Raw genomic sequence first — 13831 nt, 5'->3', positions numbered from 1 at the left:
CCTACTGGCCGGCGAACTCGCGCGCCCAGTCCTCGACCCAGCCGTCGAGCTTGCCCCGCAGGGCCTCGTACCCCACTGTCACCGCCTCCGACGGCTCGTGGGCGTACTGGTCGAACTCCTCGTCGAGGTCGACGTGCTCCGAGGAGACGGCCGGGAACTGGACGTTGCGCTGGGCGACGACGGCCTGGGCCTCGCTCGAGAGGGCGAAATCGAGGAATTCGTAGGCGAGGTCGAGTTCCGACGCGCGCTCGAAGATGCCCATCCCCTCGGGGTTGGCGTACCCCTGCCCATTCGGGAACGCGATCTGATGGCGGCTCATGTCGTACTCCTCGGCGCTGGCGTACACCTGATCGGTCGAGTAGGAGACGACCATCGGCCGCTCCTCGTTCATGTACGCGCCGTAGTAGGACTCGGACCAGTCGTCGAGGATTCGGACGCCGTTGGCCTCGAGATCGCGCCAGTACTCGAGGTAGCCGTCCTCGCCGAAGGCGTCGACCGTCCACAGGAGGAACGCCTTCCCGGGGTCCGAGCTCTGGGCGTTCTGGGCCAGCAGCGAGTCCTCGTAGGCCGGCTCGGTCAGTGCCCCGAGCGTCTCGGGTTCGTCGACGACGGTCTCGTCGTAGACGAGGCAGATGTAGCCCGTGTCGTAGGCGAGCACCCGGCCGTGGGGGTCGCCCATGTCGAGTCCGTCGCGGATCCGCCCGGCGTTGTCGATCCGGTCGACGTTGAGTTCCCGAAAGAGGCCGCCCTCGCCGAGGCTGTCGTCGATCCGGACGAGGTCGTCCACGTTGAGCCCGAGGTAGACGTCGGCCTCGAGATCGGCGTTCTGTTGCTCGCGCTCGATGTAGTGGGTGAGTCCCTGCCCCGGAACCGTCCACGTCAGCTCGGCGTCGGCGTACTCCGCCTCGAATGCCTCCTTGAGCCACGGCCCCGCCGGATTGTCGCCGTCGACCATCGACTCGTAGGTCGCGACCGTGAGCTCTCCCTCGAGGTCCGGATTTTCCGGCTCGGAATCGCCGTTCCCCGTCTCGTCGTCTCCGTCCCGTGTCAAGCATCCTGCGAGTCCGGCGACCGTGCTCCCACCCATCGCACCGATGAACGTCCGTCGTCTCATTACTCGGTGGTTGTACCGGGTGGTCTTAAACGGCTTGATCGACAGTCACCGAGACCGAAAGATTATGTCGCCCGCATGAGACCCACGCCTGTGACAGGGACCGGGACCGAGGATCGGGCCGCGAACACGCGCCGCCGATACGTCCTCGCGGGGATCGTCGTGGCACTCGGCGTCCTGACCGGCGGGATCTTGCTCGAGGTGCTCGGGACGATCCTCCTCGCGCTTACGGTGGCGTACGTCCTCATGCCCGTTCAGGGCTGGCTCGTCAGGCGCGGGCTCTCGGAGTGGACGGGCTCGCTCGCCGCGACCCTGCTCGGCTTCCTGAGCGCGATCGCCGTCTTCTCGCCGCTGGTCGTCGCGCTGTACTTCCGGCTCGAGCAGGTGCTCGAGGTCGTCACTGGGCTCCCCGATGAGGTCTCGATCACGGCCTTCGGGATGACGCACGCGGTCGAGGTTGGGCAGGTTCAGGCTACCGCTCTCGAGTTCCTCAGCGGGGCCGCGACGACGCTTGCACTGGCGCTGCCGGTGCTCGCGATCAAGTTCGCGCTGTTCGTCGTCCTCCTCTTCGGACTCTTGCTCAAGGGTGACGACGCCGGCAGAGCGGCGATCGCGCCGGTCCCACACGCCTATCGGGACGTCGTCTACGCGCTCGCCAAACGGGCCCGCGAGACGCTGTACGCGATCTACGTCCTGCAGGTCGCGACGTCGATCGCCACGCTGGCGATCGCCTACCCACTGTTCTGGGCACTCGGCTACGAGGGTGCGCTGACGCTAGCGATCGTCGCCGCTATCATGCAGTTCGTCCCGATTATCGGTCCGAGCATGCTCATCGCTCCGATTACGCTCTACCACGTCGTCGCCGGCGACCTCGCCGCGGCGGTGCTGATCGGCACCCTCGGCCTCGTGCTCGTCGCCTGGCTCCCCGATGTCGCCGTTCGCCCGCGGTTGGCCCGCCGATCGGCCGGCCTCCCCGGCAGCCTCTACTTCGTCGGATTCACCGGCGGCCTCTTTACCCTCGGCGCGATCGGCGTCGTCGTCGGCCCGCTGATCGTCGCCGTCTTCGTCGAAGCCGTCGATCTGCTCGCCGACGAGGTCAACACCGACGCTAGCTTCAGCGAGATCATCGAGGAGAATCTCGAGACCGCGACCGACGTCGACGATACTGCTGACGCGGAGACGACCTTCGAGGAGTCGAACTCGAAGATCACGAACGACTGATCGTTCACCGATTCGCTTCGGGATCCGATACAACGGACCACCGACACTTTTGCCCCTGCTCCGCGTTCGTTCAGTATGGTCCGTAGCCGAACCGCGATCAACGCGATCATCGGAGCCGTCGTCGGCGTCGTCCTCTCGTTTATTCCACTGTCGACCGTCCTCGGCGGTGCCGTCGCCGGCTTCCTCGAGGGGCCGAACCAGCGCGACGGAACGGTCGCGGGTGCGCTGGCCGGCGCGATCGCTTTCCTGCCGATCGCGGCCGCCGGCGTTCTCGCGTTCGGATTCCTCAGCCTCGGACTCGCCGCTGACGTCCCCGTCAGCGGCATCGCCTTCCTCTCGATCGTGCTCGTCAGCGGCATCTTCTTTCTCCTGCTCTACACCGTCGGCCTGTCGGCGCTGGGCGGCTACCTCGGCGCCTATCTCGCGGTCGAGTATCCGGACCGACGGCAGCAGACCAGAGAAACCATCGGCTTCGAGACGGACACCCACACGCGGACCGCCGACGCCGCGCCGATCCGGGACCGCGAGTCGGAATCGGAACGGGGCGTAGAGCAGGAACGAGAGTGGGACCGATAGCCCGCAGAACTCGAGCACGGTCCCGCCGCTCGAATCTACTCACTCGTATCTGAGCGCGTCGATCGGATCCGTCCGCGCGGCCCGCCAGGCCGGATACAGCCCGGCGACGACGCCGACGAGCATCCCCACGACGATCGCGAGTGCGACGTACTCGAGCGGGTAGACGAGCGGGAGCTCGATGTACTGCGCGCCGATGTAGCCGCCGACGAGCCCCAGTCCCGTTCCCAGGATCGCACCGATCACGCCGAGGATCACCGCTTCGGTGAGGAACAGGCCGAGCACGTCGCGGTTCTGCGCGCCGACGGCTTTCATGATACCGATCTCGCGGGTCCGCTCGGTGACGCTGACGAGCATGATGTTCGCGATGCCGATCGAGCCGACCAGCAGCGAGATGGCCGCGATACCGACGATGAAGTTCCGAAGGAGCCCCAGCACGTCCTCGAGTTGCTGGAGCAGTTCCGTGCTCGTCTGGAGTTGTACCTCGAGGTCGTCGCCCATCAGGTCGCTCGCGTCCGACCGATCGCTCTCGAGGTAGTCGGCCGCCGCCTGCCGGGCGGCGTCGATGTCGGCGCTGTCGTCGGAGGGGGCCTCGACGACGATCGCGAGGAAGCGAGCCTGACTGCCGCCGTCACCGCCGCTTTCGTTTCCACCGGCGCCCGCGTCGTCACCGCCGGCTCCGCCGCCGATCCCCAGTCTGGCCGCTTGCTCCACGTAGTAGGGATCGGTCGGGACGTAGACCCGCGGCGAGGCCTCGAACCCCTCGAACGGACTCAGCCCCTCGCTGTCCTTGGTGATGCCGACCACTTCGACAGTCGTCCGCTCGCCGCCGAGGAACGTCACCGTGAGATTGTCGCCGACGGTGACGTTCTCCTCGAACTGGCCCGCCGCTGCGGGATTGATCACCGCCTCGCGCTCGCCCATCTGGAACTGTCTCCCCTCGGCTAGCTCGTCCTCGCGGATGTACGACGGTCCCGACGCGATCAACCCGTTCCCCTGTGCAACCGTCTCGTTGCCGTTCGAGAGCGCCTGCGTCTGGATCGTCGCGTAGCCGTAGGCCGCGTCGACCTCTTCTAACTCCTCTACGGCTGCCAGGTCGTCCTGCGTGAAGACCGGCTGGGCACCGGCCAGCGGACCGCCTTCCGTGTCGGGTTCGGCCGCCCAGCCGTAGAGGTTGCGCTGGTCGTCGGGGCTGATGTCGCCGATGATCCCCGCCTGCAGACTCGCGCCGAGGCTGACGAACGCGATCACCGCCGCGATACCGATGACGATCCCCAGCGTCGTCAGCGCCGAGCGGAGCTTGTGACCGCGAATCGAGCGCCACGCGAGACGCAGGCTCTCGAGCGGATTCATTCGGAATCTCCCCCCGCCCCCGATCCTCCCGCCGCCGAATCCGGCTGCGACGCGCCGGCCGCACCGGTCTCGTCGAGCTTTTCGATGCGCTCGATCTTCCCGTCGAGGAGGTGAACGATCCGGTCGGCCCGCTCGGCGACGTGGCGCTCGTGGGTGACGACCAGCATCGTCGTCCCGGCGTCGTGAAACTCGTCGAAGAGATCCAGGATCTCGGCCTCCGTCTCCGTGTCGAGGTTCCCGGACGGCTCGTCGGCCAGTACGATCGCCGGCTCGTTGATCAGCGCCCGCGCGAGCGCGACCCGCTGACGCTGGCCGCCCGAGAGCTCGTTCGGTAGGTGATCCCCCCGGTCCCCCAGCCCGACGCGCTCGAGGAGGTCACGCGCCCGTTCCCGACGCTCCGTCTGCCCGACGCCCTGAAACAGCTGCGGTAGCGCGACGTTCTCGACGGCGTTCAGTCGCGGCATCAGGTTGAACGTCTGGAAGACGAATCCGACCTCGGTTCCGCGGAGCCGGGTGCGCTCGCGGTCTCCCAGCGCGCCCACCTCGCGGCCGCCGACGACGACCGTCCCCTCGGTCGGCGTGTCCAGACAGCCCACGAGGTTCATGAGCGTCGACTTCCCGGAGCCGCTGGGGCCCATGATCGCGGTGTAGGACCCCTCCGGCACCTCGAGTGAGACTCCGTCGAGGGCGTGGACGGGTTCGCCGATACGGTAAGTTTTGCGGACGCTCGAGAGGGAGACGGCCGTGCCCGAAGTCGCCATACGGGTTGGACCACAGATGGTTTAAAAAAGGTTCTGCGCAACGGCGGCCGGCTTCGACGCGTCGCAGCGGTCGATTCTCGCTCCACTCGGCCTCTGGCAGTTCGACGGTGTCGACGGCCGCCCGCCGCGACGAGGTACAACGTTTTTCCCGTCGCCGCTCGCTTGAGGAAGCATGAAGACGGAGGGCGGCTCCGACGGGGCGAAGCGCCGCGCCGGCGAACGCGCGGCCGAAGACGTCGAGGACGGGTTCGTCGTCGGGCTCGGTACCGGCTCGACGACCGCCCACGCGATCCGGGCGCTCGGCCGGGCCGTCGACGACGGCCTCGAGATCCGCGGGATCCCCACCTCGTTTCAGTCGCGCCAGCTGGCGCTCGAGGTCGGGATTCCGCTGACCGATCTCGACGCGGCCGACGGCGTCGACCTCGCGATCGACGGCGCGGATCAGGTGGTCGACGACGCCGACGCGGCGACACACGGCGCGCTGATCAAGGGCGGCGGCGCGGCCCACGCACGCGAGAAACTGGTCGATTCGTCGGCCGACCGGTTCGTCGTCGTCGCCGATCCCTCGAAGCTGACCGACCGCCTCGAGCGCCCGGTGCCGGTCGAGGTCCTCCCCGACGCCCGCCCGGTCGTCGCCGAACGGATCCGCGAGGCGGGCGGCGAACCGACGCTTCGGGACGCCGAGCGAAAGGACGGCCCGATCGTCACCGACAACGGCAACCTCGTTTTCGACTGCGCCTTCGGTGCGATCGACGATCCCGGCGCGCTGGCGACGCTACTCTCCGGGATTCCGGGCGTCGTGGAACACGGCCTGTTCGTCGGCATGGCCGACGCGACGTACGTCGGCTCCGACGACGGTGTCTCGGTTCGCCGGTACTGAAAGCGTCCGTTCGGTCGCCGCGCCGATGCGATTCCCGGCTGCCGAGTCGGCCGGCGCGTCGATCGGGGTCGATCCTCAACTCGAGCTGAGCCGGAGCCGACGGGCCGATTCCTCGCGCTCGCTATCGCCGTCGGACTCGGCTGTCGCCGTCTCCTCGCCCGTGCTTCGCGAGAGCAGCGTGACGGTCAGGTAGAGGACGCCCAGCAGCCGCGCTGCCGGGACCACCCACGGCTGAGCCTCGAGGTCGTCGGTGTTCCTGTAGACCAGATGCTGGCTGAGCGTGATCATCGGGCGCGGAAGCATGACGAGCGCCAGCCCGGCCAGCCCGAGCAGGCCGCTGACCAGCGTCGATCCCTTCCGGCCGCGGACGAGCAGCCAGACGAAAACCAGCCCCTCGAGTCGCGCCCCCGACAGCGCCAGCGGCCGTCGCTGGGCTGTCTCGGGGTTTCGCAGCCCGATCCGCTCGCAGGTTCTGATGATCGGTTCGGGCTTGGCGATCTCGAGGAGCCCGAAGCCGACGAGGAGTTTGCGCAACATGTGTCACGTCCGTACCACGGCGGGGGGCAAAAAACTCGAGCCGGCAACCGTCCGCTCGTCGTCTCCCGATGCGATGTCGCCGGATGCGACTATCGGCTCTCCGTGAGTCTCTGATCCGGACGGACGCGTCGCTAGCCGATCAGCGGCCGAAAAAATCGTCTCGCGTGGCGTCCCTTACAGGTCGCGGGGCTGGACCGTCTTCCGGTCGTTGGCCTCCGCTCGTCGAGCGGCGTCGTCGAGCAGCTCCGAGACTTCGTCGTCGAGCGCGTCGTAGAAGTCCGAGGCTACGTTTTTGTCATCGAGCGCTTCCTTTACGGCGGCTTTGACGATAAGGTCTGCCATACGATGTATCCGTTTCCCGTTACCCCATATAAAAATTTTGGTTGGGAGCGGAAATACGGGGGTTGCAGCGGTTCATTCGCCCGTTTCGGCGTCCAGAATCACCGGAAAGTATATGTTTGATGAGCGGCCCGGACGGATTTCGCCCCCCATCGAGCCGCGGAACGCGGCTCGCGCGCGCTCTCCGGGGCTCGCACGCGCGTTCGGCGCGCCGACGAGTCGGTCCGACCCGAGAACGGGGCGACGGATTCGAGTACGTCGACCGTCGAGAGCGTGTATGCGCGAACTCCTCGAGGCCGTCGCCGACGGCTCGCTGTCGCCGGCCCAGGCCGAAGCCGAACTCAACGGCTACGTGACCGGCGAGGCGGGTCGGTTCGACGCGGCCCGCGACCGCCGCCGTGGCGTCCCGGAAGCGATCTTCGCGGACGGCAAGTCCCCCGCCCAGGTCGTCTCACTCGCCGAAACCGCGCTCGAAACGACGGACCGTGCCTTGCTCACTCGCGTCTCGGAGACGCAGTTCGACGCTCTCGAGACGCTCGTAGCCGAGACCGTGCCCGACGCGACGATCGATCGCCGTGGGCCGACGGCTCTCGTTACGACGCCCGGTTACGAACCGCCCGAACTCGAGGCGACGGTGGGAATCGCCACCGGCGGAACGGTCGACGAGTGGGTCGCCGACGAGGCGGCAGTCGTCTGTGAAGACGCAGGTGCGACGGTCGATCGGGTCGACGATATCGGAGTCGCGGCGCTGTCCCGGACGTTGGATCAGCTCGAGCGGCTCCGCGAGGCCGACGTGTTGATCGTCGCCGCCGGCCGAGAAGGTGCGCTGCCGACCGTCGTCGCCGGCCTCGTCGACACGCCGGTCATCGGCGTTCCCGTTTCGAGCGGCTACGGCCACGCAGGCGGCGGCGAGGCGGCGCTCGCCGGCATGCTTCAGTCCTGTACCGTGCTGTCGGTCGTCAACATCGACGCGGGGTTCGTCGCTGGCGCACAGGCGACGCTGATCGCCCGAGCGATCGGTGCCGCCCGCGACTAACGACGACACACGATTTCGCAAAAATACTTCTCACAACCGAAAACCCAAACAGCGTTTGGAGAAGCTTATTTAACCGTTCACCCGGTAGTCCGTAGTACCGGCTTCGGCCGGTGTGACCAATGCCCAAGTGTGACCACTGCGGCGCGCACGTCTCCGAACGATTCGCACGTGTCTTCGCCGACGAACACGGCGAGATCCACGCGTGTGTCAGCTGTTCGGCCAACGCCGGAATCGCGGAAGCCGCGAAAGAGCGCGCTCGCGGCGCATAACGCATCGCGACTGATCACCACGCGCCCCCACGGACGTGACGCTTTTTATCGACCCGCGCCTTCCCACGGCCGATGGCCGAGCACGTCGTCTACGTCCTCGAGTGTGCCGACGGCTCGCTGTACACCGGCTACACGACCGACCTCGAGCGACGCGTCGCGGAACACGACGCCGGCGAGGGCGCGAAGTACACGCGCGGACGGACGCCCGTCGAACTCCGCTACCACGAGCGCTTCGACTCGAAGTCGGCCGCGATGTCCCGCGAGTACGAGATCAAGCAGTTGCGTCGCGCCGAGAAGGAACGGCTCGTCGGCCTCGAGTGACGCCGTCGTCCGGCACCGCTGCAGCCGCTATTATCTCGGCGCCACTGTCCGAAAAATAGATGTCTCTCGGGCGTGATACTCTCCTCGAGATGCAAATCGACGTCGTCGACGATCTGAAGCAACCCGAGTACACCGGCGAGAACCGGTGTGAACCGTGTACCGTGTTGAACCTCGTCATCGCGGCGGTGGTGGGCTCGCTCGTCGCGCGCAAATCCCGGCTCGGCGGCCTCGTCGCCGTCGGCGTCTCGCTTGCCCTGATCTACCTTCGCGGCTATCTCGTCCCCGGAACGCCGACGCTGACGAAGCGGTACCTCCCGCCGGCTGTCTTGCGCTGGTTCGGCAAGGAGCCGGAACCCGAGGTGGCGAGCGGGCTCGGTGGCGTCGATACCGCGACACCGCTCGATGTCGGGACCGGCTCGGCAGATCCCACGGCCCCGACGACAGCCACGGACGACGTCGCTACCTTCGACGAGGGCGATATCGACGACGCCGACACGGTCGACGAAACGGAGTCGACCGCGGATCGATCCGCCGACGGACAGGCCGACACCGACGACGCTCCCGAGATCACCGACCTCGAGACGTTCTTCCTCGATCACGAGGTCCTCGAGCCGTGTGCGGATAGAGACGACCTCTGTCTGACCGACGCGTTCGAGGCCGACTGGTTCGACGAGATCGAACCGCTCGACGAGGCCGGCGTCGACGCCGCCGCGGCCGTCGACGCGTTCGGCTTCGACGCCGACCCCGACGAGTTCCAGCTCGATTCGCAGGGCGACACCTACCGGCTGCTCTCGCGCTCCGGCGGCGCCGGCCGCTGGCCCTCCCGTGCCGCACTGATCGCCGACGTCGCCGCCAGTCGCTCCCTCTCGTCGTGGGTCGACGACTGGGACGCCGTCCCGCCGGAGACGAAAGGTGAGATCCTCAACGGCCTCCGGATGTTCCTCGAGACCTGTCCGTCGGGCGGTACCGTCCAGATGGGCGAAGAGGTCGTCGAATCCTGCTGTAGCTCCCACGAGGTCGTCGCGGTTACCTGCGAGGAGACCGGCGAGCGCCTCTTCGAGCAGCGCCTCGCCGACGTCGACGCCTGATCCGAGCCGCGCCTCGAGTCGCACACGCTGGACCGTGCCGTCGCTTTTTTCGCACCGGCCGCCGAGGATCCGCGCATGGAGACGATCAGCTTCGGCACCGACGGTTGGCGGGCGACGCTCGAGGACTTTACCGCCCCCCGTGTGCGAATGGTGGGGCAGGCGGTCGCGACGCACCTCGCAGACGAGGGGCTCGAGGGGCCGGTCGCGGTGGGGTACGACGCCCGCGAGACATCGCGGGGGTTCGCCGAGGAACTGACGCGCGTGCTGTGTGCGAACGGCTTCGACGTGCTGCTCTCGGATCGGGACCGGCCGACGCCGCTGATCGCCCACGCGATCGTCGACCGCGACCTCGCGGGCGGGCTCGTCATCACGGCCTCCCACAACCCGCCGGAGTACAACGGCGTGAAGTTCATCCCGGAAGACGGTGCGCCAGCGCTGCCCGCCGTCACCGACGCGATCGCGGATCGGCTCGCCGAACCCGAGACCCTCCCCGAAGACCAGCGCGGGACCGCCCGCGAGGTCGACTTCGCCGAATCGCACGCCGACGCCGCCCTCGAGCTGGTCACGGAACTGGCGGGCGACGCCGACCTCGCGGGGCTGACCGTCGCCTACGACGCTATGCACGGCAGCGGCCGCGATACGACCGACGCCCTCCTCGAGCGCGCCGGAGCCACCGTCGAACGGCTGCGCTGTGAACGCGACCCCGATTTCGGCGGCGGCTCGCCCGAACCGGCCGCCGAGAACCTCGAAGAGCTGATCGAGACCGTCACGGACGACGACGGTGTCGACCTCGGGATCGCCAACGACGGCGACGCCGACCGGATTGCAATTGTCACGCCCGAGCGCGGCTATCTGGACGAGAACCTCTTTTTCGCCGCGCTCTACGACTACCTGCTCGAGGACGAGTCGGGAGCGGCGGTGCGCTCGGTCTCGACCACCTACCTGATCGACCGGGTCGCCGAGGCCCACGGCGAGACCGTCCGCGAGGTTCCCGTCGGCTTCAAGTGGGTCGCCGAGGCGATGGCCGATGGCGACGCCTTAGTCGGCGGCGAGGAGTCCGGCGGCTTCACCGTCCGGGGCCACGTCCGCGAGAAAGACGGCGTCCTCATGGCCCTGCTCGCGGCTGCGATGCACGCCGACGAACCGTTAGACGACCGCGCGGATCGACTGCTCGAGGCCCACGGCACCGTCGTCCAGGACAAGATCAGCGTGGACTGTCCCGACGACGAGAAGGAGCGTGTGATATCGGATCTCGAGGACGAAATTCCTGAGACCGTGGCGGAGACCGAAGTCGAGGACATCAACACCGCCGACGGGTTCAAGCTCCTGCTGGCCGACGGCTCCTGGCTGCTCGTTCGTCCCAGTGGGACTGAGCCCGTACTGCGAGTATACGCCGAAGCTGCGGACGAAGAGCGGGTCGGGGAGTTGCTCGAGGCGGGGCGGGAACTGGTCGAACCGCTGGTGTGAGCGATCGGTAGACCGCCCCGCCGTCAGTCGACTCGTTCGGCCGGCACGCCGACGACGGTCGCGCCGGATTCGACATCCTGCGTGACGACAGAGCCAGCGCCGACGGCCGCGCCCTCGCCGATCGTGATGTCGCCCAAAAGCGTCGCGTTCGCGCCGAGCTGTGCGCCGTCTTCGATCGTCGGATGGCGCTTGACCGGTTCGTTCGTGTCGCCGCCGAGGGTGACGCCGTGGTACATGTGGACGTCGTCGCCGATCTCGGCCGTCTCGCCGACGACGACGCCCATCCCGTGATCGATCGTCACCCGGCGGCCGAGCTCTGCGGCCGGGTGGATTTCCACGCCGGTTAGGAAGCGCACGACGTTCGAGACCAGCCGCGCGGTCAGCTCGAAGCCGGCGTTCCAGAGTCGGTGACACAGCAGGTGGGCCCAGACGGCGTGCAGTCCCGGATAGCCGAACATGACCTCGAACCACCCCTTCGCGGCCGGATCGCGTTTGCGCATCGCCCGGACGTCTTCGCGGATGCGCCTAACCATCGGCCTCGTCTGGCGCCACCACAGACCCGATCTCGTGACGCCGCTGCGCTCGAACCGACGGCCGCGCCGGCGACTGACAACACCGGCCCGCGGCGCGACGAGGATAGTTCCTGTCGAAACACGCGGTAGGGCCGGTGAATACCATGGCCGGACGTAGTAGCGGCGGGCGTGTAAAAAGATTCGTTTCGGTCGCTCTCGCTGGCTCACTCGCCGCGTGCCAGTCGCGTTCCGATGCGATCGGGGAGGCCGGCCTCGTCGACCGCCTTCTGGACCGCCTCGATGTCGTACTCGACGCGGCACGTCTCGACGGTCAGCGCGTCGAAATCGACGACGGCGTAGCCCGCCCGCGGATCGCCGTCGCGGGGTTGGCCGACGCTGCCGGGGTTGACGACGATCCCCTCCGCGAACTGCTCCGCGCCTTGCACGTGGGTGTGGCCCAGCACCAGCACGTCCTCGTCGCCGAGCATTCGGCCGGAGAACTCTCTCGGGTACGTGTATCTGGTGTACCGATCGGGGTCGTCCGGATGTCCGTGGACGAGTTTTACCCGGCCGTCGCACTCGAGGCGCTCGCCGGGTAGCGAAGCGAGCCACTCGAGTTGCTCCTCCGAGAGCTGCGCTTTCGCGTGCTCGACGCCCGCTTTGGCCATCCCGTTGAACCGGAAGGGAGTCTCCGCGGCGACGGCGGCGTCGTGGTTGCCCATCACGGTCGGAACACCGCGCTCTCGCAGCACGTCGACGCAGTCCGCCGGCCAGGGGTTGTAGCCGACCACGTCGCCGGCACAGTACAGTTCGTCGACCGCGGGCATGTCCTCGAGGACGGCCTCGAGGGCGACCCGATTACTGTGGACGTCCGAGATGAGTCCCACCTTCATGCTCGAGAGTAACAGCCGCGGGGGATTTGTAGGTTATCCGGCAGTCGCTCGAACGCGGTTCCGTTCGGTAGCGGGAAACTACGTATCATGCCGTCCTACTCAGCCGACAGTGGTGGCGCGTGCCGACGATGCCGCGCGAGGGATGAGCGAACGAAGTGAGCGAATCGGCTGGGGAGGACGTGGAGAATCCTCGTGCCTACGATAGCAGGACGCTTTTCTTATTCTCCTAACTGAACACTGCATTCACCACACACCGCTACTAACTGACGAGGATCGTCTACTGCGGGGTTCTTTTTCAGTCGCCGTTCTCGATCGCCGTCTCGAACCCGTCCTCGGTGCGCGCCACGCCGGCCGCACAGACCGCGTGCTCGAACTCGAGGTCGTAGACTTCGCTCGCCGCCGCCTCGGCGCTGTCGGCCTCGAGTTCGATCGATCCGGGCGCGTTCTTCTCGTAGGTCGCGACCAGCGTCGGCTCGTCGACGGTCTCGACCAGCAGCGCGTCTTTCCGAACCGTGCCGATCAGCGCCTCGCCCCCGTCGCCGATCGTCGCCGCGATCCGGGGCGTGTCGTAGTCGTCTTTCTCGTAGTCGAGCGCCAGCAGGCTCTCGGCCAGCGCGTCCCGGGCGGGATAGCCGAGCTCGAGTTTCTCCGCGATCGGATCGACGTGCGAGCCGTTGCCGAAGGCGACCGTCTCGCCCGTCGGCGTCTCGACGACCCGCAGACAGTTGTAGGAGACGTAGGGGTTGTCCGTCTCGGGAGCGTCCTCGGTCGGACCTACCGTGAGGGCCTCCTCTCGAGCGGTGATCTCGCGGTTCGGGAACGACCGCGACGACACGCGGTACGCCCCGACATCGGGGCCGACGACGACGAATCGTCCGACGTACATACTCGCCGATGCGCGCGAGAGGGGAAAAGGGGTATCGGTTCGAGCTCGAGGGGTGGACTCGCTGATATCGTCTGCGGGTTTATGTGCGATAGCGCGGCCAATGGGGGTGTGACGACGGAGGACGAGTGCCTCGAGGCGCTGCGGGAGGCCGCCGATCGGCTCGGCGAGTCGCCAACGAAAGCACAGTACGAGGAGCTGGGTTTGACGCCGGCTTTCGCGACGATTATGGAAACGATAGGTGGTTGGAACGCGGCGAAGGAGCGCGCCGGATTAGAAACGTTCGACCCATGTGTGACGGGTGGCCAGCCGATCCAGCCGAAACCAGAATGGGTCGACATTCCTGACGACGCCGAGTGGGAGGAACTCACGGGACAACGGCGCTGGTACTACAAGAACCGAGAGGAACGGATCGAACGAAAGGATCGTCGTCGGGCGGAGATCCGTCGGTGGCTCTACGCGTACAAGGATCGGTACTGCGAGTGCGATCAGTGTGACGAAGACAGACCACCCTGTATGGACTTTCACCTCTAGGCGAAAAGGAACACAGCGTTGCAAAGATGGTCGTCAACGGCCATTCGAAGGCG

At 67.3% G+C, this 13831-nt stretch carries 17 protein-coding genes; 9 read left to right on the top strand and 8 right to left on the bottom strand.

The window, feature by feature from the left end; all coding sequences use genetic code 11:
• Position 1: 1 nt before the first annotated feature.
• Positions 2–1114: a thiamine ABC transporter substrate-binding protein gene (locus NDO75_RS14415; protein WP_310907188.1), complete on the bottom strand. Its 1113-nt coding sequence runs from the start codon at positions 1112–1114 to the stop codon at positions 2–4.
• 90 nt (positions 1115–1204) lie between these two features.
• Here NDO75_RS14415 and NDO75_RS14410 point away from each other — a divergent pair, with 90 nt between their 5' ends.
• Together NDO75_RS14410 and NDO75_RS14405 are read left to right on the top strand one after the other, a co-directional pair.
• Complete coding sequence (locus NDO75_RS14410) at positions 1205–2332, top strand: AI-2E family transporter (protein WP_310907186.1); 1128 nt, start codon at positions 1205–1207, stop codon at positions 2330–2332.
• A gap of 75 nt (positions 2333–2407) precedes the next feature.
• Positions 2408–2908, top strand: coding sequence for a DUF5518 domain-containing protein (locus tag NDO75_RS14405; RefSeq protein WP_310907185.1), 501 nt, complete (start codon positions 2408–2410; stop codon positions 2906–2908).
• A 39-nt stretch (positions 2909–2947) separates the two neighbouring features.
• On the opposite strand, the gene NDO75_RS14400 is transcribed toward NDO75_RS14405, so the two are convergent.
• Together NDO75_RS14400 and NDO75_RS14395 are read right to left on the bottom strand one after the other, a co-directional pair.
• Positions 2948–4258, bottom strand: coding sequence for an ABC transporter permease (locus tag NDO75_RS14400; RefSeq protein WP_310907183.1), 1311 nt, complete (start codon positions 4256–4258; stop codon positions 2948–2950).
• A complete protein-coding gene (locus NDO75_RS14395) occupies positions 4255–5019 on the bottom strand; it encodes an ABC transporter ATP-binding protein (RefSeq protein ID WP_310907181.1) in 765 nt (254 codons plus the stop codon). Before NDO75_RS14395 ends, NDO75_RS14400 begins: the two co-directional genes overlap by 4 nt.
• Positions 5020–5191: 172 nt before the next feature.
• On the opposite strand from NDO75_RS14395, the gene rpiA reads away from it, so the two are divergent.
• A complete protein-coding gene (rpiA, locus tag NDO75_RS14390; protein WP_310907179.1) occupies positions 5192–5899 on the top strand; it encodes a ribose-5-phosphate isomerase RpiA in 708 nt (235 codons plus the stop codon).
• A 75-nt stretch (positions 5900–5974) separates the two neighbouring features.
• Here rpiA and NDO75_RS14385 read toward each other — a convergent pair whose 3' ends face one another.
• Both NDO75_RS14385 and NDO75_RS14380 read right to left on the bottom strand, forming a co-directional pair.
• Positions 5975–6436 (bottom strand): hypothetical protein, encoded by a 462-nt coding sequence (locus tag NDO75_RS14385; protein WP_310907177.1) that lies wholly within the window; start codon positions 6434–6436, stop codon positions 5975–5977.
• 174 nt (positions 6437–6610) lie between these two features.
• Positions 6611–6778: a DUF1931 family protein gene (locus NDO75_RS14380; RefSeq protein ID WP_207586259.1), complete on the bottom strand. Its 168-nt coding sequence runs from the start codon at positions 6776–6778 to the stop codon at positions 6611–6613.
• Between the two features lie 274 nt (positions 6779–7052).
• Here NDO75_RS14380 and larB point away from each other — a divergent pair, with 274 nt between their 5' ends.
• From larB to NDO75_RS14355, 5 genes are all read left to right on the top strand, one after another.
• On the top strand, positions 7053–7811 hold the full coding sequence (gene larB / locus NDO75_RS14375; RefSeq protein ID WP_310907174.1) for a nickel pincer cofactor biosynthesis protein LarB: 759 nt from the start codon (positions 7053–7055) through the stop codon (positions 7809–7811).
• Positions 7812–7930: 119 nt separating this feature from the next.
• Positions 7931–8080: a hypothetical protein gene (locus NDO75_RS14370; protein ID WP_175416473.1), complete on the top strand. Its 150-nt coding sequence runs from the start codon at positions 7931–7933 to the stop codon at positions 8078–8080.
• A gap of 72 nt (positions 8081–8152) precedes the next feature.
• Entirely contained in the window at positions 8153–8401 is a 249-nt protein-coding gene (locus NDO75_RS14365) for a GIY-YIG nuclease family protein (protein WP_310907173.1), read from the top strand.
• An 89-nt stretch (positions 8402–8490) separates the two neighbouring features.
• On the top strand, positions 8491–9489 hold the full coding sequence (locus NDO75_RS14360) for a hypothetical protein (RefSeq protein ID WP_310907537.1): 999 nt from the start codon (positions 8491–8493) through the stop codon (positions 9487–9489).
• A 75-nt stretch (positions 9490–9564) separates the two neighbouring features.
• Entirely contained in the window at positions 9565–10956 is a 1392-nt protein-coding gene (locus tag NDO75_RS14355; protein ID WP_310907171.1) for a phosphoglucomutase/phosphomannomutase family protein, read from the top strand.
• A 23-nt stretch (positions 10957–10979) separates the two neighbouring features.
• On the opposite strand, the gene cysE is transcribed toward NDO75_RS14355, so the two are convergent.
• The 3 genes from cysE to NDO75_RS14340 form a co-directional block, all read right to left on the bottom strand.
• Positions 10980–11489, bottom strand: coding sequence for a serine O-acetyltransferase (gene cysE / locus NDO75_RS14350; protein WP_310907169.1), 510 nt, complete (start codon positions 11487–11489; stop codon positions 10980–10982).
• 203 nt (positions 11490–11692) lie between these two features.
• Positions 11693–12361: a metallophosphoesterase family protein gene (locus NDO75_RS14345; RefSeq protein ID WP_310907168.1), complete on the bottom strand. Its 669-nt coding sequence runs from the start codon at positions 12359–12361 to the stop codon at positions 11693–11695.
• Positions 12362–12656: 295 nt separating this feature from the next.
• Complete coding sequence (locus tag NDO75_RS14340) at positions 12657–13247, bottom strand: IMP cyclohydrolase (protein WP_310907167.1); 591 nt, start codon at positions 13245–13247, stop codon at positions 12657–12659.
• A gap of 108 nt (positions 13248–13355) precedes the next feature.
• On the opposite strand from NDO75_RS14340, the gene NDO75_RS14335 reads away from it, so the two are divergent.
• Positions 13356–13778 carry an HNH endonuclease gene (locus NDO75_RS14335; protein ID WP_310907166.1) on the top strand — a complete coding sequence of 141 codons (423 nt, stop codon included), beginning with the start codon at positions 13356–13358 and terminating at the stop codon, positions 13776–13778.
• Positions 13779–13831: the final 53 nt, after the last annotated feature.

The sequence above is a fragment of the Natrinema sp. 1APR25-10V2 genome (assembly GCF_031626495.1).
GTDB lineage: Archaea > Halobacteriota > Halobacteria > Halobacteriales > Natrialbaceae > Natrinema.
The sequence above is the reverse complement of the archived record's forward strand: the minus strand, read 5'-3'. Positions and strand labels throughout refer to the sequence as shown.

What these genes read in the sequence shown, in the direction of transcription:
- NDO75_RS14395 (WP_310907181.1), bottom strand. Translation starts at nt 5,019, where the DNA reads ATGGCGACTTCGGGCACGGCCGTCTCCCTCTCGAGCGTCCGCAAAACT.
- NDO75_RS14340 (WP_310907167.1), bottom strand. Translation starts at nt 13,247, where the DNA reads ATGTACGTCGGACGATTCGTCGTCGTCGGCCCCGATGTCGGGGCGTAC.
- NDO75_RS14405 (WP_310907185.1), top strand. Translation starts at nt 2,408, where the DNA reads ATGGTCCGTAGCCGAACCGCGATCAACGCGATCATCGGAGCCGTCGTC.
- NDO75_RS14355 (WP_310907171.1), top strand. Translation starts at nt 9,565, where the DNA reads ATGGAGACGATCAGCTTCGGCACCGACGGTTGGCGGGCGACGCTCGAG.
- rpiA (WP_310907179.1), top strand. Translation starts at nt 5,192, where the DNA reads ATGAAGACGGAGGGCGGCTCCGACGGGGCGAAGCGCCGCGCCGGCGAA.
- NDO75_RS14415 (WP_310907188.1), bottom strand. Translation starts at nt 1,114, where the DNA reads ATGAGACGACGGACGTTCATCGGTGCGATGGGTGGGAGCACGGTCGCC.
- larB (WP_310907174.1), top strand. Translation starts at nt 7,053, where the DNA reads ATGCGCGAACTCCTCGAGGCCGTCGCCGACGGCTCGCTGTCGCCGGCC.
- NDO75_RS14380 (WP_207586259.1), bottom strand. Translation starts at nt 6,778, where the DNA reads ATGGCAGACCTTATCGTCAAAGCCGCCGTAAAGGAAGCGCTCGATGAC.
- NDO75_RS14385 (WP_310907177.1), bottom strand. Translation starts at nt 6,436, where the DNA reads ATGTTGCGCAAACTCCTCGTCGGCTTCGGGCTCCTCGAGATCGCCAAG.
- NDO75_RS14370 (WP_175416473.1), top strand. Translation starts at nt 7,931, where the DNA reads ATGCCCAAGTGTGACCACTGCGGCGCGCACGTCTCCGAACGATTCGCA.
- NDO75_RS14365 (WP_310907173.1), top strand. Translation starts at nt 8,153, where the DNA reads ATGGCCGAGCACGTCGTCTACGTCCTCGAGTGTGCCGACGGCTCGCTG.
- NDO75_RS14400 (WP_310907183.1), bottom strand. Translation starts at nt 4,258, where the DNA reads ATGAATCCGCTCGAGAGCCTGCGTCTCGCGTGGCGCTCGATTCGCGGT.
- cysE (WP_310907169.1), bottom strand. Translation starts at nt 11,489, where the DNA reads ATGGTTAGGCGCATCCGCGAAGACGTCCGGGCGATGCGCAAACGCGAT.
- NDO75_RS14360 (WP_310907537.1), top strand. Translation starts at nt 8,491, where the DNA reads ATGCAAATCGACGTCGTCGACGATCTGAAGCAACCCGAGTACACCGGC.
- NDO75_RS14345 (WP_310907168.1), bottom strand. Translation starts at nt 12,361, where the DNA reads ATGAAGGTGGGACTCATCTCGGACGTCCACAGTAATCGGGTCGCCCTC.